Genomic DNA, 22,785 nt, shown 5'->3' with positions numbered 1-22,785 from the left:
TGCGAGCATTACAAGGAAGCCTTTTTGAGAGGACTGTGAGCACACAGAGGAGTATGTTAGCAGCCCCGAAAAAAGCCTGACACCGTAATACGACGTATATATGCGCCAAAAAAAGCGGGGCAAACATGCCCCGCACGTTATTTATCTGTCCAGTATGTCGATTCCCGGCAAAGACCCGAACTCTATAAACTCCAGAGAAGCGCCGCCTCCCGTGGAAATATGGTCGATACTGTCACTTACTCCTGCAAGGTTCACTGCGGCAACGGAATCCCCTCCGCCCACAACAACCGTGCCACCAGCTTTACCGAGTGCCCTCGCTATGGAGAAGGTGCCGTTTGCGTACTGCGGATTCTCGAACACGCCCATGGGGCCGTTCCAGAGGATAGTATTGCATCTGTTCAGTTCGTGGATGTACATCTCGACTGTCTTAGGACCTATATCAAGCCCCATAAATCCATCAGGAATGTCCACACCGTCACATGCAACGGGCTCTCCTCCGAACTCTTTGGAGATTACATGATCCATGGGGAGCATTATCTTAACCTGCTTCTTTTTGGCGATGGCAAATATCTCCTCAACAACGTGGAGCTGATCCTCCTCAACAAGGGAAGTGCCCACCGGATGTCCCTGATATTTCAGAAAGGTGTACGCCATTGCTCCGCCCACGAAGATATCGTCTGCAAGTTCCAGAAGGGACTTGATAACGCCTATCTTGTCCGAAACCTTTGCTCCGCCTACAATTGCGCCGAATGGTCTTGCGGGATCCCTGATAAGCTGGCTGAAATACTTTATCTCTTTTTCGACAAGGAAGCCTGCCGCCTTATCGTGAATAAGCTCAGCCATGCCGTATGTGGATGCGTGCTTACGATGGCATGTTCCGAACGCATCGTTGATGTAAACGTCTGCGTTTGCGGCAAGCGCCTTCACAAATTCGGATTCGTTCTTCTCCTCGCCTTTGTAAAATCGGAGGTTTTCGAGGAGGATGATGTCACCGTCCTTCATTTCCGCCACCGCATCCGCAACTGGAGCACCGATGCAGTCCTCAACGAATGTTACCGGGATGAACTTGTCTGTTATGTACTTTGCCACCGGAGCGAGAGAATAGTCGGGGTTCTTCTCTCCTTTCGGTCTTCCGAGGTGGGACGCAAGGATAACCTTTGCGCCCTGTCCCTGCGCATAGCGGATGGTTTTCATAGCCTCCACGATGCGGGTGTCGTCTTTAACTACACCGCCCTTCACAGGGACGTTGAAATCTACGCGGATAAATACTCTTTTTCCTTTAAGGTTCAGATCTTTGATACATTTCGCCATAAATAACCCTTAAATAACTTTAGTAATAAGCTCGGCACAGCGGTTTGAGTAGCCCCATTCGTTGTCATACCAGCTTACAATCTTCACCATGTTGCCTTCAAGCACCATAGTGAGCAGAGAATCGAATGTTGATGATGCGGGTTCACCGTTAAGGTCGATTGAAACAAGGGGTTCGTCGGTATAACGCAGAACGCCTTTCATAGCACCTTCGGCGGCTTTTTTCATCGCCTCGTTCACAGCCTCTTTTGTTGTCTCGGCGGCAAGCTCAGCGGTAAGGTCAACCATGGAGACGTTGGGAGTGGGAACACGAACGGAATAACCTGTCAGCCTGCCTTTCAGTTCGGGCAGAACCAGACCCACAGCTTTTGCCGCACCTGTTGAGGTGGGGATCATGCTGACGGCACATGCTCTTGCACGGCGCAGGTCTTTGTGGGGCAGGTCGAGTACGTTCTGGTCGTTTGTATATGCGTGGACTGTGGTCATGATACCTTTTTTCAGTCCGAAGGTGTCGTTGAGAACTTTGGCAACAGGTGCCAGACAGTTTGTTGTACAGGAAGCGTTGGAGATGATGTGATGCTTTGTTTTGTCATACTGGCTGTCATTAACGCCGATAACCAGAGTAAGGTCAACATCTTCTCCGGGTGCGGAGATGACAACTTTTTTAGCGCCTGCATCTATGTGTTTCTGTGCAAGGGGACCTTTTGTGAATCTGCCTGTGGATTCCAGAACCACTTCAACACCCATCTCTTTCCATGGCAGCAGGGCGGGGTCTTTTTCCGCGCATATTTTCACTTTTTTACCGTTGATAATGATGCCGTCTTCCGCAGCTTCAACATCAAACTTTGCGGGTCCATGGACAGAATCGTATTTGAGCAGATGTGCCAGTGTCTTGGTGTCTGTCAGGTCGTTGATGGCAACAATCTCAACATCCAGTCCCCGCTGGATTATAGCTCTGAGGGTACAGCGTCCGATACGTCCGAAACCGTTGATTCCAAGTTTTACACCCATTTTAACCTCCGGTATTATCCCTTGTTATTTATTACTGTGTCGATAAACCATTTTCATAAAAACAGACTGCTTCGTCACAATGTTCCTCGCAGAGGCATCTGTTTGTCTTCGCGGGGAACGACCGCAACGCGGCGATCCGGATTTATGACTTTTCATCACTCCGATATTTTTATATTTCAGTCGCTTTCGGGGGGCGCTTCCAGCTTCAGGTGGCGGCGGACGGATTTTATCTCGTCTGTCACCATTTTAAGCAGCGTCCCAAGCTCCTTGTCAGTAACAACGGATTTCTTATTTACAGTATTGATAAGCCTTTCAAGCTGATAAACGGTTCTCTTGCTGAGGTCGTTATATTTCTCCTGCTGCAATTCAAGTGTGCTCTGAAAGTTTTTCAGCGCAGTTGCGGAACGCACCAGCTTGTTCTTTATATCCTTATTTTCCTGGCGGAGTTTAAGAAGCTCATTTATGTTGTCGTCCGCAAAGAGTTTTTCAAGCGCCTTGCTCATTTTCCGGTTTTTAAGGAAAACCTCGTCATAGTTCTTTTCAAGGTCTTTGTACGCCTTTTTCAGATCGCCTATCTCGTTCATCTTGTCAACTTCGGCCTTCTGAAATGTTTTAACCCGTTCCTTATATTTTTCGATGGACTGTACGAGCTGAAAGTTCTCTGTGATATCGAACATAAACTCGCCGAACTCATTCAGTTCCCCCGTCTGGTCATACACAGGGAACATATGGTGCTCGAAATGCCTTGTTTCGCCGTCTTTTTCTATGCGTATATTCTGTGACCCGACGTTTTCCCCGGCTATTATCTCCGCCATGCGGCAGAATGAACATGGTTCTGTGCGTCCGTGTATCACTTCATAGCACTTTTTCCCGATTATCTGAGGGATATTGGCTATCCCCAGAAAATCAGCCAGCGCCTTGTTGACGTTTATTATCAAATATTCAGAAGAAACGCTGAAAAGCGGCATTTTAAGACCGTCCAGCAGTTTCATCATCTTCATACGGCTGTGACGGAGAACCCTTACGGACTCCTGTGCCTCTGCCATGACTCCGTAAAAAGACCGGGCCACCGAGTTGAGGTGTTTGCGGTTCTTGTCGGAGTTTATCATAACGACGACCCGCTCCCCTTCGTGTACTGAGCGAAGGAAGTAGAAGGACATCATAGTTTCGCCCTTTTTAAAGGACTGAAAAAAGGTTTCGTCACTGTCCAGATAGGACTTCATTGTAACGGGCACCGGAACTTTTTCATGCTGTCCGGCGACGACCTGATAAAACGCTCCCTGATCGGGTAAATAAATATACACAGGGAAAGAGCAGTCCCTGAACATAACAGACACTCTGGATATAAGTGAGTTCATCAATACCTCTTGGACACTACTTTATCTGAGAGATTTCAGTAATGTCCGCCCGAAAGGACATAAACTTCCGTCTTTTCAGCACCGGACTGTTTAAGCACTTTGCAGCACTCGCTGACAGTGGCGCCTGTGGTTATAATATCATCAACGAGCAGAATTTTCAAACCAGTTAAATCCATGCGGCAGAAAAAAGCGCCTTTAACGTTAAGATGCCGCATCCTGCTTTTAAGTTTATACTGATATTCGGTTTTTCGCCCGCGGACAAGCAACGGTTCATATTCAGCCCCGCAAAGCCCGGCAATATGTTTTGCAAGACTGCGTGCGGGATGTGCTACTCTTCTGAATTTTCTTGTGAAATGTGACGGAACGTCTGTGATTATATCATATTTTTGTAAAAAGTCAGCGCGGACAAGGGCACCCAGACTGCCGACGCCCGTCACCCTGTATCCGAACTTTATCTGGAGCAGGAGCTTTTTCAACGCTCCCGTATATCTGTAATCAATATATATCCTGTCCCATGGCGCACCGCCGAGGCAGTGCCCGCATACCTTAACCTCCGAACCGGAAGGGTGCCCGCAGTTTTCACAGAAATGCTTATATCCTGTCAGACCGCCTCTGCAGTCACTGCAAAGCGGAAGCCGCGTTTCACATCTGCCCCCGCATCCTGCGCACTCAGGCGAAAATATCTCACCCAGCATCACTTCACTATCAGGCTTTCTCCCGTCATCTCCGCGGGTTTGTCAATTCCAATGATATCGAGCAGGGTGGGCGCTATGTCGGCCAGCTTGCCAGTTTTATCCGTGAGTTTGCAGTCATAATTATAAATAATGAAAGGAACAGGATTCAAAGTATGAGCTGTATGTGGCTGGTTGTTCTCATAGTCCCACATAAGCTCACAGTTTCCGTGGTCAGCCGTAACTGCGAGAACCGCGTTTTTCTCTTTAACAACCTTCATAACTTCGCCGAGGCACTCGTCAACTGCCGTACAAGCCTTGACCGCCGCATCAAGAATACCTGAGTGCCCCACCATATCGGGGTTTGCAAAATTCATGATGACAACGTCAACGGAATCTATCTCCTGCTTGAACCTGTCCACCACCTGATAAACGCTCATTTGGGGTTTCAGATCGTATGTGGCAACGTCGCGGGGCGATTCCAGCAGTGCGCGTTTCTCGCCCTCGAAAACCGTTTCGGCTCCGCCGTTAAAGAAGTATGTAACATGCGCATATTTCTCGGTTTCTGCTATTCGAAGCTGTTTCAGTCCGTGTTTGCTGACAACCTCTCCGAAGATATTTTTAAGAGCTTCCGGTCCGAAAGCATAGGGACACGGAAATTTGCTGTCGTACTGGGTGAGAGTCATGAAGTGTATATCCGGTGTGACACGGCTGAATTCCGTAAAAGCCTTGTCTGTGAAAACTGTGGTAAGCTGCCTTGCTCTGTCCGCGCGGAAATTGAAGAAGAAAACACCGTCGCCGTCGTTCACTTTTCCGTCAAAACCTTTTATGATCGTAGGTTTTATAAACTCGTCGGTCTCGCCTCTGTCATAACCGGACTGAACGGCTCCACATGGATCGTCCGCCTCAAACCCGATACCTTCGCGAATGGCTTCATACCCCAGCTTGGTTCTGTCCCATCTTTTGTCCCTGTCCATCGGGTAATAGCGTCCGGCAACTGTGGCAACCCTGCCGCAGCCCAGTTCATTCATATATGCAACCAGTTCCTGCATATAACCAAGACCGCTTTTTGGGGGAGTGTCCCGCCCGTCCATAAAGGCATGGACATAAACTTCCGGTATTCCGAACTGTTTCGCTATAGAAATGATACCTTTAAGATGCTCGATATGGCTGTGCACACCGCCGTCGGAGAGCAGTCCGAAAAGGTGCAGTCTGCCCGTATCAGCTTTAACGGTGTTCAGAAAGGCAGCAAATTCAGGATTCTTCGCCATGCTGCCGTCTTTTATGGCAAGTGTTACGCGCAGAAGCTCCTGATAAACTATACGTCCCGCGCCGATGTTTGTGTGACCGACTTCAGAGTTTCCCATCTGACCCGCCGGAAGACCGACATATTCCTCACTGGCATTAAGCCTTGTATGCGGACATTCCGCCATGAGTTTAAAGAAGTTCGGAGCTTTGCTTATTCTGATGGCGTTATATTCTTCCTCGTCTCTGAGACCCCAGCCGTCGAGGATGAGCAGTACGGTTTTCTGATTCGACATGACATTCTCCAAAAAGATTGGTGATTTGAACGTGAGTTTAGCACAAAAAAGAAAACCCCGCCATAATAGACGGGGTGCCTGTTACATCTTGATAAGACCTTTCTTTTCCAGTTCGGTCTTGCAGTCGGTGCAGTATCTGGCGAAGGGCACATATTCGAGGCGTCTCTCCTCAATGTCCTCTTCACATTCGATACAGACGCCATAGGTGCCGTTTTCGATGCGCACGAGAGCCTGCTCAATGAGCCGGAGCTTTAAAGCGTCCGTCTCAACACGCCCCAGCATGAGGTTTTTGTTATAGAGATTGTATGCTTCATCGGCGGCGTCCTGTGTTCCGTCTTCGCCGAGGCTCATTGCATCCTGATATCTCTCGTTGAGCTTGTCGATGAGTTCTCTCCTCATCTTGAGCAGTTTGTCCCTGTGGTAGTTCAGTCTTTCCCTGTCCATACCAGCCCTCCTTAAAAGCCAGATGTAAAAGCAGAAAAGCCTTTTACACGCAGTTTCTATTTATGATACGGATGACCGTTCATGATGGTCAGCGCCCTGTATATCTGTTCCGCCAGCACCAAAAGACTGACCCTGTGTGCCATTGTCATTTCGGACAGCGAAATAAATTCTTTAGCCGACGCCCGAACTTCCGCGGGCAGTCCCTCCGCCTCGCCGATGTAAAAAGTGACATCCCCGTACGTTTCGATACGTTTTTTGAGCCATTCAGCGAACTTTTCACTGGAAAACTTCGTCCCGGCGGGATCCATCCCCACCAGAAGTCCTTTGCAGTTTCCGCCGCGGCTGCTTTTGTCAACCTCAACCTGAACGGGAACAAAGCCGTTAGACATTTTTATGTATCTGTCAACTAAGTTCTTTATCTCAGGCTCTTTAATTTTGGATGCCATCACAATTTTTATCAGCATCGGAATTGCTCGTAAAATATAGAATGAGTTTTAGTCTGTCAACTCTTTTCAGAGTGAAAGAATACTTTTTACAAATTCCTCGTAAACTCATAAAGTATAACAGCAGCGCTCTGAGCAACGTTCAGAGAGTCTATATCCCCGCGCATGGGGATTTTCACATGGGTATCCGCCATCTCCAGAAGAGCGGGACGGATTCCTTTCCCCTCTGAACCCATGATAAGCGCTGATTTCTGATCAAACACGGCATCTTTCAGCGCTGTCTGACCGTTAACATCGGCAGCATACGCCTTGTATCCGGAGTCTTTCAGCTTTTTAAGCGCTGTTGCGGTATTCACCGCGCCGACGATCAGCGTATGGAAAATAGTTCCGCTGGAAGCCTTGCATACGGCTGCCGTTACCGGAGCCTGTTTATCAAATCCTACCAGTACCGTCTTAACGCCGAAGCAGTTAGCCGCTCTTATTATCGCCCCGTAGTTGTGGGGATCAAAAATCCTGTCCAGAACTATTACAGGACCGTTTTCAAGTATTTTATCAAACGCTTTGTCAAAGTTTTTCGGTTCTATATCTTTAATTTCGGCGGCGACACCCTGCGCCTCCTGTCCGAAAAAGTGTTCAAACTCTTTTGAACCGTAAGTACGGTATTCCACTCCGAACCTTTTGGGATCGAAAGTTGAGTTCACCTTCACATGAAGGAGTTTTACCATATCAAGTTTGAGGGCTTCCTCAACAGTGTTGCGTCCGTGAACTATCATGCAAGCTCCGCTTTGATGCTCTCTGCGACTGTTTCAGGGTCGAGACCGAGCAGCTTAAAGATATCGTCCGGTGTTCCTGAAAACGCATAGCCTCTCACGCCGAAACGCACCAGACGCACCGGTTCTCCGTCATCTGAAAATTTATTCGCCAGAGTCGCGGCAAGTCCGGTAAATTCGTTATGGTCCTCATAAACAAAAACCGGCTTATCAGTATATTTCTCAAATACTTCCATGTCAGGGTGAAGAGGGCATGAGCAGTTGAGCACTGCCGCCTTTATCCCCTGTTTCTCAAGGATATCCGCTACTTTGAGCGCCCTTGCGGTCATGCTGCCGTAGGTTGCGATGGCGAAATCGCCGTCGCGCAGAACGTCAACCTGTCCGTATTTAAAACTGTAGTCTTTTCCGAAGAAGGGTTTGTCACCGTTCGCAACAACAGCCAGCTTTGAACGTCCCATACCGACGAGGAAATTGCCGGGGTTTTCCGCCGCAAAGCACACAGCCTTGTAAGTCTGGTTGGGATCTGCGGGAATTATCACGCGGAAACCGAAGAGGTTGCGCAGTGTGCCGAGATAGTCTATGCACTGGTGAGTCTTTCCGTCCTCGCCCACATCGATGCCGATGTGTGTTGTAACGGTTTTCAGGCTCGCGCCGTTTATGTCGTTCAGTCTCTGCTGGTTATAAACCTCGTCAACACCGAACACACCGAAATCAGCGAAGAACGGAAGTACGCCGTTCACGCTTGCCGCACCTGCCGCAGAACATGCGTGGTGCTCCTGAATACCCGTCTGAACAAAGTTGTCGGGAAAATCTTTTTCAACTTTGTCTGTTTTGACAGAGCTTGCAAGGTCGCAGTCGAAAACGGCTATGGGGGTCATGCCCTCAGCCTGCGAACCCTTCACAAGGTCGTATATAGCGTCCCCGAAAGCCGAACGGCAGTCGGTTTTAACATCCAGTCCGTATTCCTTGTCTTTATCGTATGAAACTCTGACTTCCGGTATCTCAAGCTCATGGTGAGACGGATCGAATACGAAATTCTTCCTCATCTCTTTATATTTAGCTATGTCGTTTTCCAGACCGAGTTCCGCAAGCGCCTTATCAAGCTGGTCATCAGTGAGTGGCTTACCGTGGTATCCGTGGATGTTTTCCATGAAAGATACGCCCTTGCTCATAACGGTTTCGGCGAGGATAAGCACAGGCTGCTCTATCTTCTGTCCGTATTTGATGGCGGTGAAGAGCTTTTCATAGTCATGTCCGTCAACTGTGATAACGAACCAGCCGTCCGCCGTATAGTCGTCTTTGATGTTCTGATACATAACGTGTTCGATATCGCCGCTTATCTGGAGTTTGTTATAGTCGATGAAAGCGGTGATGTTGTTCAGTCCGTGCATGGCGGCGAAGCGTCTTGCTTCGGACTGCTGACCTTTCTGCTGTTCGCCGTCGCCCATGAAACAGAATACGTTGAAATCCTCACCGGCAATCTCGCCCGCCATGGCAGCGCCGCAGGCAGCGGAAAGTCCCTGCCCGAGGTTTCCCGTAGTCCATTCAACGCCGTTCACCATCCTTTCGATGTGCCCTTCATAGATGCTCCCTGCAAGACGGAACTCGGAAACAGCCTTATCAATGTCGAAAAAGCCGTTTCTTGCCAGCGCGGAGTATACGCCGGGGCTGGTGTGTCCGTGGGAAACGAATATTCTGTCGCGTGAGGCAGATTTTACGTTTTCAGGAGTGATGTTGGCAAACCTGTAAACGGTCAGATACATGTCTATGGAAGACATTGAGCCGCCGGGGTGTCCGCTTGCGGCAAGTGTTGTCATTTTAAGTATATCGCCGCGGCAGAACCTTGCGGTCTCCGCCAGCGCTTTTTCATCCTCTGCGGTGAAATCTACGTCAAAGCCTCGGTTTCTCATATATATTACCTCAGTTATTTCATATATAAGCCTTTCGGCTTAGGCTTTATATAACGTATGCAGAGATGTGTCAATTTATTTGGCTGATGCCCGTCTGATACGGGACAGCGAATGGAGCGCAACCACGGAAAAAATCACTGCGCCGCCTACAAATGTCTGAACAGGCGGAACCTCCGTGAAAAACAGCCACGCCAGAAAAGGAACAAGCGCCGTGCGGGAAAGTGTGAAAAGACTTATCTCCATGGCGGTTATGTGTCTTGCCGCGGTTGAAATGAAAGCCCTGCCCACGGGCGCACTGAAAAGCCCCATGGCAGCCATTATCAGAACGGGAACCATGCCGAAACCGCCGAAGTCCGTTCCGAACGAGCTGAATATCGCCACAAAAAATCCGCCCAGAGCGATTGCCATAGTGCGGCTTATCTGCGGGTATTTCCGCCAGATTACATAGTTCATCGACGAGAACATGGAAGCGGCAAGCGCCAGCATATCCCCCTTTAACCCGTGATGGGCCATAGACCCGCGCACTATTATATACACCCCGATAACAGACGCGGCAACAGCCGCCCACGTCCACAAATCCGTCCGCTCGCCCAGAAGTATGCGGCTGTAAACCGATGAGAAAACTGCGGAAGAGGTCATAATAAGCACCACGTTTGCTATGGTTGTCTCCTGAACCGCCAGAACGAAAGTCGTTCCGCTGCCGCCCATCACAGCTCCGGACAGAATTATTATGAACCCGCCGCTTTTCAAAGAGCTGAAAATTCCCTTCCCGAAAAAATGAGCCGCCGCCGCCATCGACACAAACGAAAAAACACCGAAAAGAAAGGATGCCTCGAATCCGCCAAGCCCCGAAAACCTGATGAATATCGCATCGAAACTCATAAGAAAGATCCCTGAAAACGCATACAGAGTACCTTTTAACTGCTCTGACATATGAACCTCCGAATGAAATCATACTATATAGTATGATAAGCTAATACTTGACAGTATTGTTGTCAACAGGTATTCTTTAGACATGTCAAAGGCGCTTGAAAACTACAAAACGAAACGCGAATCAATAATAAAAGCCGGCAGAGAGCTTTTTCTGAACCACGGCTATTCCCGCACAAGCATGGACGAGGTGGCAAAGACAGCCTGCGTGACCAAACAGACGGTTTACCGCTATTTTGTGTCGAAATCCGACCTGTTCGCTGAAGTTATCTCACAGATGAGCAAAGAGAACGACATCTACACTTTCGGCGATATGACACCCGAAAAGGAACTTAAAAAATTCGGGATACAGTTTATCTCCATGCACATGGCAAGGCACAGACTGGAGCTTTTCCGTATGATGATAGCCGAAAGCAGAGACGGAAGCGAGATAGGCGGAATGTTCAAAAGCATGATTCAGGATGCCCGCAGAAAACCGCTTACAGAATTTCTGTCTGACAGACTGAGTGTCAAAGAAGCGGATAGAATGGCGAACCTGCTTATAACCATGCTGCTTTCCATGCGCTCGCCAATACTAATGAACACAAGAGATGTTCCATGCACAGACGAGATAGAAAAACATGCGGAAACCTGCGTAAAACTCTTCCTGAACGGCGTTAAAGGCTTTTAAGAGCTTCCACAACCTTATCAGGAGTCAGTCTTTTCATGCAGTCGAAATGCCCTTTCGGGCAGGCTTCAAGCCCGTGCACGTCGCATGGACGGCACTCAACGGAGTTATCCTCCACAACCTTAACACCGGAAAACGACGGATAGAACCCGAAATCTTTCGTTGTGGAACCGAATATCCCGACCGTTGGCTTTTTAAGGGCGACGGCGGCGTGGAGCGGACCCGAATCGGACGATATCACAGCTCCGCATGATGCTATCGTATCGAAAAAATCCCTTATTTTTGACTTGCCTGTCCTGTCGATTATCCCTTTAACATCCGGCGCTTTCCCGTCACCTGCAAAAACCGGCATATAGCCGTTCTCTATCAGAAGCTCCGCAAGCTCCCCGGCATAGGGGTAGGTCTTCGTATATCTGCTGGCGAACGGATGCACAAGAACGTGCTTCGCCACCGACCTTGCATCTGAAAACAGCACAGGACGGAGTTCTTCAAGCTCCGGCATGGGAACGTTGAAAGTCTGCGCTATGGGTTCGAAATATTTCTGCACGACGTGAAGATCTAGCCGCGGATCATGTTTCCGCGTCTTCACAAATCTGCGTCTGGCGGCGGAATCCTTCACATATTTATGGTAGTCAGCCTGCGCGTGGAACCTGAGAAACATGGAGAGCAGTTTGCCGTGGAGATCGAAGATATGGTCATACTCCTCGGTTTCCTTCTGGATAAGGCTGAAATAGGAGATTATCCCATCCTTTTTGTTGTGCTCCAGCACCCGGTTAACGAACGGCAGTCCCCTGAAAACGTCGGCATAGGGCGCATAGGTCAACACGTCCGCCTCGGCATCGGGAAACAGTTCTTTGAATTTGCGGATGACCCCAGTTGTGAGGATTATGTCGCCGAGGGAGCTGAAACGGACAAAAAGAACTTTCATCAGTCCGCCTTCACGGTTTCGTATTTCGCTTTTACAGGTTCCGGTACAACCTCTTTTTCAAGGAGTGCCAGAACGTCGTCCGCAGATATCTCAAGCATACAGCGAAAGTGTTTTTTAGGGCATTTTCTGCTGCCGTGCAGTCCGCAGGGGCGGCAGCTAAGCCCCTCCACTTCCGCAACGCGGCTTACTTCGTCGTAAGGCGTGAATCCAAGCTCTTTCACAGTTGGTCCGAAGATTGCGATGCACTGCACACCCGCCGCAACGGCTATGTGCATAGGACCCGAATCGTTGGTGACAAGAAACTCAAAATTCGCTATCAGCGCGGGAAGCTCTTTCAGCGAGGTTTTTCCGCACATGTTAATATGTTTATGCTTTGCCGCCTGCATAAGTTTTTCCGCGGCGGGAACGTCGTCCGGAGCACCGATTATCACAGGCGTATAGCCTTCATCTTTAAGCCTGTCCGCAACCTCGGCAAACCTCTCCGCAGGCCACATCTTCGTAGCCCATACGCTTCCGGGAGCTATACCTATCAGGTTTTCGCCCAGCTTCGCAAACTCAGCTTTTGCGGTTGCATCTATGGCAACCTTTAATGGATATTTCGCCGGATACTCACCGAACGCTGTCTCGTAAAGGGTCAGGTTGCGCTGCACCTCGTGTATATCCATATATCTTGCGCAGGATTTCGTGAGAAGAGCGGAGAACGCACCCTCAACAAATCCCACGCGTACGGGTATCTTCGCCAGAAACAGAGTCAGATTGGTGCGGAAAGATTTATGCGGCGAAAGCACCATATCGAATCCGTGCTGTTCAAGTTCCTTTGCAAAACGGAAAATGCCGGACAGACCTGAATAATTTCTTCGTTTATCAAAGGGTATCACTTCCGAAATTTCGGCAAGCCCCTCGAAGAGCGGCACATATTCCGGACGTACACAGAAAGATATTTCCGCTTCGGGATATTTGTTCTTAACAGCCTGTATCAGCGGCGTAGTGAGCACGCTGTCGCCCAGAAAGGACGGATTGAATATTAATATTTTCAAGTTATTTTCACCTGATTACGTTGGTATTTCAGAATATACAGACAGCCGCGGACGAAATCAATCTGTTTCGGAAAATAGTTAAATAACTAACCAACGCGATACGGTTTTCCGAGATAATATAGCGTTTTAATTTTTTTGCATCAAAACGCGCTTCAAACTCTTGCGAAACGGGCATTTGTCTGCTATCTTCTCTTCCATGGAAGAACTTGACAAACACAGACAAAACATTGACGATATCGACCAGAAAATTCTGGAACTCCTGAACAACAGGGCAAAAGAGGCTATGCACATAGGCGAGATTAAAAAAGCCGCAGGACAGCCCCTTTACGTTCCTTCGCGGGAAAAGAAAATATTTGACCGCCTGACAGGGCTTAACAGGGGACCATTTCCCAACGACGCTCTGCGCTCGGTTTACCGTGAGATAATCTCCGCCTCCCTCTCTCTGGAAGAGGTGCAGAAGGTGGGATATCTCGGACCCGAAGGCACATTCACAAACATGGCGGCTATAAAGCAGTTCGGACTCTCCGCAACGCTGATACCCATCCGCAACATCCCTGAAGTGTTCGACAGTGTTGAGCGCGGACGGATGGCGTTCGGCATAGTGCCTGTGGAGAACTCCCTTGAGGGCATAGTCAACCATACGCTAGACACCTTCACCACCAGCCACCTGAAAATATGCGGCGAGATATACCTTGAGATAAGCCATAACCTTATGAACAAAACGGGCAATTTCGAGGATGTTCAGGTGATATACAGCCACTATCAGGCAATCGGTCAGTGCCGCAAATGGCTTGCCGCGAACTGCCCCGACATCCCTGTTCACGAAATAGATTCCACTGCCAAAGCTGCGGAACTTGCATCCAAAGACCCCACCGTTGCGGCCATATCAAGCGAGATGGCTCAGCTTAAATACAGCCTGCGGGTGGTTGAAAAGTCCATTGAGGACAACCCGAACAATTTCACACGTTTCCTGTTGATAGGCAACTATGAGCCTCTGCCGACAGGCAACGACAAAACTTCCATAGTCTTCTCCGTTGCCCACAAGGCTGGTTCGCTTTACGAAGCGCTCTCTGTTCTTGCAAAGGCGGAAGTTAACATGACAAAGATTGAGTCCCGTCCGTCCCGCCAAAAGGCGTGGGAATACGTCTTTTTTGTTGACGTTGAAGGGCATATAGCGGATAAAAGATTAAAAATCGCACTGGACGGTCTCAGCGAACATACGGCATTTTTCAAGGTGCTCGGTTCCTATCCTAAGGGGGAAAAATGACAGATTTCAAAAAACTCGCCGGAAAAGCAATATCAGATATCGTACCCTACAAACCCGGCAAACCCGTTAAAGAGCTTGAAAGAGAGCTTGGAATCAAGGAAGCCATAAAACTCGCATCAAACGAAAACCCTTTCGGTCCCTCACCAAAGGTGAAAGCGGCAATTAAAGACTTCTTTCCCGAAATTTCACGCTACCCCTACGGCGACGCGCACTACCTGCGCACAAAACTCGCCGCAAAACTTGAAGTACCCGCCGACATGCTCCTTTTCGGAACAGGCTCAAACGAGATAATAGAGCTCGCAATCCGCACGTTCCTGAAAGACGGCGAGCATGTCATAAGCCCCGCGCCCAGCTTCTCCGTTTACTCATCAATCGCTCAGGCGGCGGGCAAATCATGTAACTGGATACCCTGTAAAAAAGACTTCTCCTTCGATTTCGACGCGCTTCTTGACGCAATAAACGACAAGACCCGCATGATATTCATAGCGAACCCCAATAACCCCACAGGCGCATACACCGCAGACAAAGAACTGCGCGCGTTTATGGAAAAAGTTCCCTCCGATGTCATAGTCGTTTTCGATGAGGCATACGTCGAGTTTGCAGATGCTAAAGACTTCCCCGATACGATGAAATATCTGGACAAATTCCACAATATTTTCATCATGCGCACCTTTTCAAAGGCATACGGTCTTGCGGCTCTGCGCTGCGGATATGTGGTTGCGGACGCAATGGCTATAGACATGATGAACCGCGTGCGTCAGCCCTTTAACACCAACATGGCTGCACAGGTAGCTGCGGAGGCAGCACTCGGCGATGAGGCATATCTGGACAAAGTCATCAAAAAGAACAAAAAAGGCAGAAACTATCTCCAGAAAGAGTTCAAAAACCTCGGACTGCCTTTCGTCAAGTCACAGGCAAACTTCATCCTTGTCGAAGTGGGCGACGGCGAAAAGGTTTTCAACGACCTTCTGAAAAAAGGAATAATAGTCCGCTACCTCGGACCTTCACTTGGCAAATACATCCGTGTATCCGTGGGCACGATGGAAGAGAACGAAGCCTTCATTGAACAGCTCAAAAAGGTTCTGGGCAAATGATTATAGTTTTTAAAAAGGATGCGGCAAAGGCTGACATCGACCATGTTCAGAACAGGCTGGAACAGTTCGGCTTTAAAACGAGCATGTCCGAAACAAACGGCAGAGCGATACTCGGCGCCATCGGCGACGAACGTATTCTGCGGGAAAAGCCTCTTTTTGCCATGCCCGGCGTTGAAAAGGTCGTGCCCATATCAAAACCTTACAAGCTGGTAAGCTCCGATTTTAAAAAGACTGAAACCGTAATCGACATAAAGGGCGTAAAGATTGGCGGCGGAAATGTCGTCGTCATGGCGGGGCCCTGTTCCGTTGAAAACCGCGATATGCTCATGTATCTTGCGGAGCGCACAAGCAAAGCGGGCGCAAGGATACTGCGGGGCGGCGCTTTCAAACCCCGCACATCCCCCTATGCCTTTCAGGGGCTTGGGGAGGAGGGTCTGAAATACCTCCGCGAGGCTGCGGACGCGCATAATATGCTTGTCATAACAGAGCTTATGGATCCCCGCGATATGGATTTAATCTGCAAATACACTGACATAATCCAGATTGGCGCCCGGAACATGCAGAATTTCCGTCTGCTTAAAGATCTGGGCACCGTCAGAAAACCAGTCATGCTTAAACGCGGTCTGGCGGCGACCATGAAGGAACTTCTCATGGCGGCTGAATATGTTGCGGCGGGCGGAAACGACGACATCATCCTCTGTGAAAGGGGCATACGCACCTTTGAAACGGAGACCAGAAATACACTCGACCTGTCGGCTATCCCCGTGCTGAAAAGCATGAGTCACCTGCCTGTTGTGGCAGACCCAAGCCACGGCACAGGGCGCAGAGACTGTATCCTGCCCATGTCGCAGGCGGCTGTTGCGGCGGGTGCCGACGGACTTATAGTCGAGGTGCATCAGTGTCCCGAAGAGGCTCTCAGCGACGGTGACCAGTCAATACTTCCCGATGATTTCGACGTTCTTATGAAACGTCTTAACATAATCGCAGAAACCATAGGAAGAAAGCTGACCACTGCATGAGTATCAGAACAATAGCTTTTGCGGGTCTGGGACTCATCGGCGGGTCACTGGCTCTTTCCTTCGCCGAGAAGAATATACGTCTCATCGCATACGACAAGAACCCTGAAACGCTGGCAAACGCCGCAAAAACGGGGCTTTTCGAGTATCTGACCGATGATGCCGATACCCTTTTGTCTCTGGATTTCGACCTGCTGTATATCTGCCTGCCTGTCCGTTCGGCTGTGGAGTTTGTGAAATACCTCGGAGCCAAAGGGTTCAAAGGAGCCGTTACCGACGGCGGCAGCACAAAAACCGCCACGGTTGAGGCGGCAAAAGCGGCGAAACTTAATTTCTGCGGCGGGCACCCCATCGCAGGGAAAGAGGTTTCCGGCTTTTCAAACGCCATCAGAGGGCTTTTCGGCGGCGCATACCACATCCTCACACCAATAGAGGGCGGACTAGACCCCGAAGGGCTGAAAGATCTGCACGAATCAATCGGTATGAGGGTCTGCATAATGGATGCAGCCACCCACGACAGGGTTTTCGGGCTGATAAGCCATCTCCCGCACATATCGGCTTTCGCGCTGGTGCAGACGGTTTTCAAAACAGACAGCAACGCGCTCAACTATACTGGGGGCGGTTTCCGCGATTTTACCAGAATAGCCGCAAGCGACCCGCGCATGTGGACGGACATCTTTATGGAGAACGACAGAAACATGCTCGCAATGATAGACGAATACATCTCTTTCCTGAACGTGTGGAAAGAAGCAATAAAGAATAAAGATGCCGATGCCGTTTACAGCATGATAGAGAAGGCGGCGGGCATCAGGAGAACCCTGAAATGACCGTATTTAAACAGGTTAAGAGCCTTAAAGGCACCGTCCGTGTTCCTTCGGACAAATCCATCAGCCACCGCTCGTTCATGTTCCTTTCCATGGCGAAGGGCAAAGGGCGCATAATCGACCCGCTCCTTTCCGCTGACACAAAGGCGACAATGGCAGCTATGCAGGCGATGGGCGTTACCTTTGAGGAGACGGTGAACGGCTTCACGGTCACATCGCAGGGTTACAAAGATTTCAAGGAACCCGACAACGTTATCGACTGCATGAACTCCGGCACAACTGCGAGACTGCTCACAGGCGTATACGCGCCTTCGGGCAAATATATAGTCCTGACAGGCGACCACTCCTTGCGCAAAAGACCCATGGACAGGGTTATAATCCCACTGTCGAAGATGGGAGCGAACTTCGCGGCGCGTGACAACGGAAGATGCCTCCCGCTGACTATAATGCCTTCGAATATGCACGCCGCTGACATCATGGCGGAAACTAAGAGCGCACAGGTCAAAAGTGCCGTTCTTCTGGCTGGCGTCCAGGTGGAGGGCACAACAACCTATACCGAAAAAGCTGTCACCAGAAACCACACCGAGATAATGCTTGCCGCTCTGGGTGCAAAGATACGCACAGAAGGGCTTAAAATAACCGTTGAAGGCGGAGCTGACCTTAACGCCATAGACATAGTCGTTCCCGGCGATTTTTCGTCGGCCGCATTCTTTCTCGGCGCGGCGCTCATGTTCGAAGGTTCGGAGCTTATGCTTGAGAACGTCGGGCTGAACCCCACCAGAAGCGGGATGCTCAAGATTCTCGACGACATGGGAGTAAAATACGCAATCGAAAACGAGCGGGGCGGGGCGGAAAAGCTGGGGGACATAATCATAACCTCTCAGAACTTCAACGGCTGCACCGTAGAGGGGGACATCATCCCCAACATAATAGACGAGCTGCCTATGATTGCCACTCTGGGGCTTTTTGCGGACAGCCCTGTCACCATACGCGGCGCGAAGGAGCTTCGCGTCAAGGAGAGCGACAGGATAGCCGCAACTCTCCATAACCTCAACGCACTTGGTGCCGAAACCGAAGAGTACGAGGACGGCATGAAGGTATACCCCATAAAGAACGTAAACACCAAAGCCGCTCTGAAATCATTCGACGATCACCGCATTGCCATGATAGCCATTATGCTTGCCAAAAGGTTCGGCGGTGAAATCAGTGTGGACAACGTACAGTGTGTCGATGTATCATTCCCCACGTTCATGGAGACCTTTTCCGAACTGGAGGGATGATGAAAATAGCAGTGGACGGTCCCGCGGGAAGCGGCAAAAGTACCGTCAGCAAGGTTGTTGCGAAAAATCTAGGCATCACATACCTGGATTCCGGCGCACTTTACAGAGCGTGCGCATACATAGGCGTGAAAACCGGTACGCAGGACGCGGCACTGGTTGAGCAGGTCGCACATGCCGGACTAGAGTTCGACACGACAGGAAAACTTTTTCTCACCCTTAACGGTGAAACCGAAGATATATCAACAGTCATACGCACACCGGAAATAGCTGCGAATGTCAGCGCCGTTGCAGCCATGGAGGATATCCGCAGGCTGGTTACGGACAAGCTGAGATTCATGGCTTCAAAAACATCCGTAATAATGGACGGAAGGGACATTGGAACCTGTGTTTTTCCTGACGCCGAATACAAATTTTTTCTGGTGGCAAGCCCAAGGGAACGCGCAAGGCGCAGAATGAAGGATTTTGAGGCGATGGGGTTTGAAAAATCCATCGAAGAGATAGAAGCAGACATTATAAAACGTGATAAACTGGACTCCGAAAGGGAGCACGCTCCGCTGAAAAAGGCGGAGGATGCCGTTGAAATCGACACAACTGACTTGACAATAGAACAAGTTATATCAATAATAACCCAGACGGTAAGCGGAAAGTAAAGCAGATTGCTTTGCTGTGCCCGCAAAGACGCCTCTGCGAGCCGATGAAATCGGCGCGGCAGCCTTATTTTGAAAAACAGATACGGAGAATAGGTGGAAATTATAATAGCTGACCATGCCGGATTCTGTTTCGGTGTGGAAAGAGCCGTGGGTCTGGTTGAGGAGACTTCCCGCAAACACACGGAAGTTTATACACTGGGACCCATAATTCACAACCCGCAGATAGTACGAAAATTCGCCGAACAGGGAGTCGGCGTGTGCGAAGACACTGAAAAGTTCAACAGCGAAAACACGGTTGTAATCCGCTCCCACGGCGTTCCGAAACAGATATACGGCGATCTGAACGAAAAGTCGGTCAATATTGTCGATGCAACATGCCCCTTTGTCAAAAAAGCTCAAAATTCTGCACAAAAGCTGGGACAGGGAGGCGCAAGTGTGGTCGTTTACGGAGAAAATAACCACCCTGAAGTGAAAAGCATTGTCAGTTTTATAGATTCTGAATATTTTATCGTGTCCGGCGAGGACGAGGCAAAAGCTCTGCCATTCAGAGAGAAATACGCTCTGATAGCCCAGACCACACAAAATTCGGAATCATTTGACAAAATTGCCGAAATACTTAAAACTAAATGCAGCGGTCTCACCGTAAGCAACACTATATGCAACGCGACAAATCTCCGGCAGGTATCCGCCATCAGTCTCGCAGGACAGGTGGACACAATGCTTGTCATCGGCGGAAAGAACAGCGGCAACACCCGCAGGCTTTTCGAGATATGCAAAGAGATATGCCCGAATACACTGCATATCGAGACCAAAGACGAGCTGAAAAAGGAAATGTTTACAAACTGCCGGAAGGTTGGCATCACCGCGGGAGCCAGTACCCCCGGCTATCTGGTTGACGAAGTAATAGAATTTTTAAAAGAGGTCACTAATGAGCAGGATTAACGAAAACGGCGGCGACAACATGCGTATGGAAGACTTTGAAGCGATGCTTGAGGAGTCTCTCCAGCAGCCTGAAAAGAACTCCGTCGTGAAAGGAACCGTAGCCCAGATAAACGACAGCGACGTGCTGGTGAATATCGGGTACAAAACAGAGGGCATCGTCCCCACCTCCGAATTTCTCAAAGACGGCAAAATAAGCGTTAAAGTCGGCGACGAAATCGAGGTTCTTTTCCTCGGCGTTTCAGGCGGCGGCGGCTATCTCAAGCTGTCCAGAAAAGCCATCGAAAAGGAAACGGACTGGGTGGACGTCGATAAATCTCTGGAAAGCGGCGCGCCTCTGACAGTTAAGATAACTGCTGTTGTTGATAAAGGATTTCTCGGCAAATACGGGGAAATCGAATGTTTCATTCCGGAAAACCACATGGATTTCAAAAACTCCACAATGAAACCCGAAGAATATATCGGCAAGTCATTCGAAGTTAAAGTTCTGAAATCCAATAAGAAACAGCGTTCTTTCCTTGCTTCCCGCAAGCTCCACATGATCCAGTCTATCGAAGCCGGCAAAAAAGAGTTCTTCGAAGGCATTGAAGAGGGTCAGGTGCTTAAAGGTAAAGTGAAAACCATAAAACACTACGGCGCGTTCATGAACTTCGGTTCCGTGGACGGCTTCCTGCGCAAAAACAACATCGCATGGGGCGTTGTTAAACACCCCAACCAGTATCTTGAAGAGGGTGACGAGCTTGAAGTCAAGGTTCTCAGCATTGACCTCGAAAACGAGAAACTTGAAGTCGGTCTGAAACAGATGGCTGTTGACCCGTGGGATATGGCTGCGGCAAAATACCCCGTCGGCTCGGAAGTCAAAGGTATGGTTGTTGCCAGAAAGAACAAAGGCTTCGTAATGGAGATCGAACAGGGCGTTGACGGTTTCATCCCTCTGGAAGAAATTTCATGGCTCAAAAACGCCAAGATATCCATCGAACCCAAAGATGCCGTTCTCGGACGCGTAACCGATATCGATAACGAAAAGAAGAAACTCGTGGTTTCCCTGAAAGCTCTTCAGGAAAATCCCTGGTCGTCGCTGAAAAACAACCACCCCGAAGGTTCTGTTGTTGCAGGGACTATTAAGTCCATCACAGATTTCGGTATTTTCGTAGATTTCGGCGAGTTTCTTGACGGTCTCATCCGCAAAAAAGATATCTCATGGACGGACGAACCTCAGGATCTGAACACTCTCTACAAAGAGGGTGACAAAATTGAGGCGAAAGTCCTTAAAATTGACCCCGAAAGAGAGAGAATCAGCCTTGGTATCAAACAGATGGAAACTAACCCATGGAGAGAGATAGGAAAACTTCTTCCTCAGGGCAAAGTTGTTGAGGTTAAGGTTCTTTCAATCCGCAAAGACGGACTTGAGGTAGAACTTCCCAGAGAGCTTGTGGGCTTCATCCCCGAAAACGAGCTTGATGTCGAAAGAGTTGACCCCGCGGATAAATTCGCAGTGGGCGATACCATCAAAGCCGTTGTCTTCCGCAACGATGCAAAAGAGAGGAACGTTCTTCTGTCAGTACGCAGATTCCAGCAGGATTCCGAAAAACGCGAGGTAAAAGAGTACCTCAGAAGGCTGGAACAGTCCGACGACAGCAGCTTCAGCCTCGGAAACATCCTTAAAGACAAACTGCAGCAGTAAATAGATAAGGGATTGCCGCGTCGCTTTCGCTCCTCGCGAAGACAAATAACTGTCTCTGCGTGGGAGCAGGAAAGTTGACGCGGCAGTCTCATTAAAATGTTCCTGATTATCAGAAGCCTTTATTTTCTTTAATCCGCGAGGTTATATGAGCAGATTTTTTAAGTTCATCGGCAAAGCGGCTCTTTTCATTCTCATTTTCGCAGTCATAGTCCGAATAATATCCGTTATGAGCGCATCAGGCGAAGACCTCATCCTTGAGGATACCATAGCTGTCGTCCGCCTTGAGGGTGTTATAATGGACACGCACTATCTGGATGAAAAGCTGAAAAGCCTCGATGAAAACGACAAAGTGAAAGGAATAATCCTTGAAATAAACTCTCCCGGCGGCGCTGTCGCACCGTCACAGCAGCTTTACATCCGCATAATGAAGATGCACAAACCAGTATACGCAGTGATGGAAACCATGGCGGCATCCGGCGGCTATTACACAGCCGTTGCATGTGACAAAGTATACGCTATGGAGAGTACCATAACCGGCAGCATCGGCGTTATCATGGAATACACAAATTTCCGCGGGCTGATGGATAAGTTCGGCGTTCAGAGCGTCGTCATCAAAAGCGGAAAAATGAAGGACGTTCCGTCACCCACACGGGACCTTACGGAAGAGGAACAGAAATACCTTCAGGGCAACATAAACGACTTCTATGAGCAGTTTCTCCGCGATATCCTTAAACGCAGAAAAATCGACGAAAAGAAACTCCGCGAACTTGCGGACGGACGTATATTCAGCGGGAGACAGGCGCAGAAGCTGGGTCTCATAGATAACATCGGCACCAGAGAAGATGCAGAGGAAGCTATGAAAAAACAGCTTGATATGCCCGATATTCAGATTGAGGAGTTTTATGAGCCGGAGCAGAGTTTTCTTCGCTCACTCATGACAAAGGCGAAGACACTCGCCGCTTCAGAGGGTGTTGACGGCGGTATATACTATCTGTACAAACCGGGACTCTGAC

The 22,785-nt window shown here is 49.3% G+C and carries 22 protein-coding genes; 10 read left to right on the top strand and 12 right to left on the bottom strand.

Annotated features, from left to right (window positions below):
* Nucleotides 1-141 precede the first annotated feature (141 nt).
* The 10 genes from pgk to Q7P67_RS01620 form a co-directional block, all read right to left on the bottom strand.
* On the bottom strand, nucleotides 142-1,311 hold the full coding sequence (pgk, locus tag Q7P67_RS01665) for a phosphoglycerate kinase (protein ID WP_303850062.1): 1,170 nt from the start codon (nucleotides 1,309-1,311) through the stop codon (nucleotides 142-144).
* 9 nt (nucleotides 1,312-1,320) lie between these two features.
* Nucleotides 1,321-2,319, bottom strand: coding sequence for a type I glyceraldehyde-3-phosphate dehydrogenase (gene gap, locus Q7P67_RS01660; protein WP_303850060.1), 999 nt, complete (start codon nucleotides 2,317-2,319; stop codon nucleotides 1,321-1,323).
* Between the two features lie 176 nt (nucleotides 2,320-2,495).
* Entirely contained in the window at nucleotides 2,496-3,677 is a 1,182-nt protein-coding gene (locus Q7P67_RS01655) for a PAS domain-containing protein (RefSeq protein WP_303850058.1), read from the bottom strand.
* A 35-nt stretch (nucleotides 3,678-3,712) separates the two neighbouring features.
* Nucleotides 3,713-4,372 carry a ComF family protein gene (locus Q7P67_RS01650; RefSeq protein WP_303850056.1) on the bottom strand — a complete coding sequence of 220 codons (660 nt, stop codon included), beginning with the start codon at nucleotides 4,370-4,372 and terminating at the stop codon, nucleotides 3,713-3,715.
* Nucleotides 4,372-5,889 (bottom strand): 2,3-bisphosphoglycerate-independent phosphoglycerate mutase, encoded by a 1,518-nt coding sequence (gene gpmI, locus Q7P67_RS01645; protein ID WP_303850054.1) that lies wholly within the window; start codon nucleotides 5,887-5,889, stop codon nucleotides 4,372-4,374. Before gpmI ends, Q7P67_RS01650 begins: the two co-directional genes overlap by 1 nt.
* Before the next feature lie 81 nt (nucleotides 5,890-5,970).
* On the bottom strand, nucleotides 5,971-6,333 hold the full coding sequence (locus tag Q7P67_RS01640; RefSeq protein WP_303850052.1) for a TraR/DksA C4-type zinc finger protein: 363 nt from the start codon (nucleotides 6,331-6,333) through the stop codon (nucleotides 5,971-5,973).
* 56 nt (nucleotides 6,334-6,389) lie between these two features.
* Nucleotides 6,390-6,797, bottom strand: a complete 408-nt coding sequence (locus Q7P67_RS01635; RefSeq protein ID WP_303850050.1) for a 23S rRNA (pseudouridine(1915)-N(3))-methyltransferase RlmH — start codon at nucleotides 6,795-6,797, stop codon at nucleotides 6,390-6,392.
* 68 nt (nucleotides 6,798-6,865) lie between these two features.
* The gene (locus tag Q7P67_RS01630) at nucleotides 6,866-7,549 is read right to left on the bottom strand and encodes an RNA methyltransferase (protein WP_303850048.1); all 684 of its coding nucleotides are present in this window, start codon (nucleotides 7,547-7,549) and stop codon (nucleotides 6,866-6,868) included.
* Nucleotides 7,546-9,456 carry a transketolase gene (locus Q7P67_RS01625; protein WP_303850046.1) on the bottom strand — a complete coding sequence of 637 codons (1,911 nt, stop codon included), beginning with the start codon at nucleotides 9,454-9,456 and terminating at the stop codon, nucleotides 7,546-7,548. The genes Q7P67_RS01630 and Q7P67_RS01625 overlap by 4 nt, the downstream gene beginning before the upstream one ends.
* A 75-nt stretch (nucleotides 9,457-9,531) precedes the next feature.
* Entirely contained in the window at nucleotides 9,532-10,389 is an 858-nt protein-coding gene (locus tag Q7P67_RS01620) for a DMT family transporter (protein WP_303850044.1), read from the bottom strand.
* 82 nt (nucleotides 10,390-10,471) lie between these two features.
* On the opposite strand from Q7P67_RS01620, the gene Q7P67_RS01615 reads away from it, so the two are divergent.
* Entirely contained in the window at nucleotides 10,472-11,056 is a 585-nt protein-coding gene (locus Q7P67_RS01615; protein WP_303850042.1) for a TetR/AcrR family transcriptional regulator, read from the top strand.
* Here the strand turns inward: Q7P67_RS01615 and Q7P67_RS01610 are convergent.
* Nucleotides 11,043-11,981, bottom strand: coding sequence for a glycosyltransferase family 9 protein (locus Q7P67_RS01610; RefSeq protein ID WP_303850040.1), 939 nt, complete (start codon nucleotides 11,979-11,981; stop codon nucleotides 11,043-11,045). The genes Q7P67_RS01615 and Q7P67_RS01610 overlap by 14 nt on opposite strands.
* Nucleotides 11,981-13,018 (bottom strand): lipopolysaccharide heptosyltransferase II, encoded by a 1,038-nt coding sequence (gene waaF / locus Q7P67_RS01605; protein WP_303850038.1) that lies wholly within the window; start codon nucleotides 13,016-13,018, stop codon nucleotides 11,981-11,983. The genes Q7P67_RS01610 and waaF overlap by 1 nt, the downstream gene beginning before the upstream one ends.
* Before the next feature lie 196 nt (nucleotides 13,019-13,214).
* On the opposite strand from waaF, the gene pheA reads away from it, so the two are divergent.
* The 9 genes from pheA to sppA all read left to right on the top strand — a co-directional run bounded on the left by pheA (nucleotide 13,215) and on the right by sppA (nucleotide 22,784).
* Nucleotides 13,215-14,285: a prephenate dehydratase gene (pheA, locus tag Q7P67_RS01600; RefSeq protein WP_303850036.1), complete on the top strand. Its 1,071-nt coding sequence runs from the start codon at nucleotides 13,215-13,217 to the stop codon at nucleotides 14,283-14,285.
* The gene (gene hisC / locus Q7P67_RS01595) at nucleotides 14,282-15,379 is read left to right on the top strand and encodes a histidinol-phosphate transaminase (protein WP_303850034.1); all 1,098 of its coding nucleotides are present in this window, start codon (nucleotides 14,282-14,284) and stop codon (nucleotides 15,377-15,379) included. Before pheA ends, hisC begins: the two co-directional genes overlap by 4 nt.
* On the top strand, nucleotides 15,376-16,398 hold the full coding sequence (gene aroF, locus Q7P67_RS01590) for a 3-deoxy-7-phosphoheptulonate synthase (protein ID WP_303850032.1): 1,023 nt from the start codon (nucleotides 15,376-15,378) through the stop codon (nucleotides 16,396-16,398). Before hisC ends, aroF begins: the two co-directional genes overlap by 4 nt.
* Nucleotides 16,395-17,222, top strand: coding sequence for a prephenate dehydrogenase (locus tag Q7P67_RS01585; protein ID WP_303850030.1), 828 nt, complete (start codon nucleotides 16,395-16,397; stop codon nucleotides 17,220-17,222). Before aroF ends, Q7P67_RS01585 begins: the two co-directional genes overlap by 4 nt.
* A complete protein-coding gene (aroA, locus tag Q7P67_RS01580) occupies nucleotides 17,219-18,499 on the top strand; it encodes a 3-phosphoshikimate 1-carboxyvinyltransferase (RefSeq protein WP_303850028.1) in 1,281 nt (426 codons plus the stop codon). The genes Q7P67_RS01585 and aroA overlap by 4 nt, the downstream gene beginning before the upstream one ends.
* The gene (gene cmk / locus Q7P67_RS01575; RefSeq protein ID WP_369695985.1) at nucleotides 18,499-19,149 is read left to right on the top strand and encodes a (d)CMP kinase; all 651 of its coding nucleotides are present in this window, start codon (nucleotides 18,499-18,501) and stop codon (nucleotides 19,147-19,149) included. Before aroA ends, cmk begins: the two co-directional genes overlap by 1 nt.
* A 93-nt stretch (nucleotides 19,150-19,242) precedes the next feature.
* Nucleotides 19,243-20,091 carry a 4-hydroxy-3-methylbut-2-enyl diphosphate reductase gene (gene ispH / locus Q7P67_RS01570; RefSeq protein ID WP_303850024.1) on the top strand — a complete coding sequence of 283 codons (849 nt, stop codon included), beginning with the start codon at nucleotides 19,243-19,245 and terminating at the stop codon, nucleotides 20,089-20,091.
* Nucleotides 20,078-21,772 (top strand): S1 RNA-binding domain-containing protein, encoded by a 1,695-nt coding sequence (locus Q7P67_RS01565; protein WP_303850022.1) that lies wholly within the window; start codon nucleotides 20,078-20,080, stop codon nucleotides 21,770-21,772. The genes ispH and Q7P67_RS01565 overlap by 14 nt, the downstream gene beginning before the upstream one ends.
* 145 nt (nucleotides 21,773-21,917) lie before the next feature.
* Entirely contained in the window at nucleotides 21,918-22,784 is an 867-nt protein-coding gene (gene sppA, locus Q7P67_RS01560; RefSeq protein WP_303850020.1) for a signal peptide peptidase SppA, read from the top strand.
* The last annotated feature ends 1 nt before the right edge of the window (nucleotide 22,785 follow it).

The sequence above is a fragment of the Seleniivibrio woodruffii genome (genome assembly GCF_029267515.1).
Taxonomy (GTDB): Bacteria; Chrysiogenota; Deferribacteres; order Deferribacterales; family Geovibrionaceae; genus Seleniivibrio; species Seleniivibrio woodruffii_A.
Note: the sequence above shows the minus strand (reverse complement) of the source record. Positions and strands in the feature narration are given on the sequence as shown.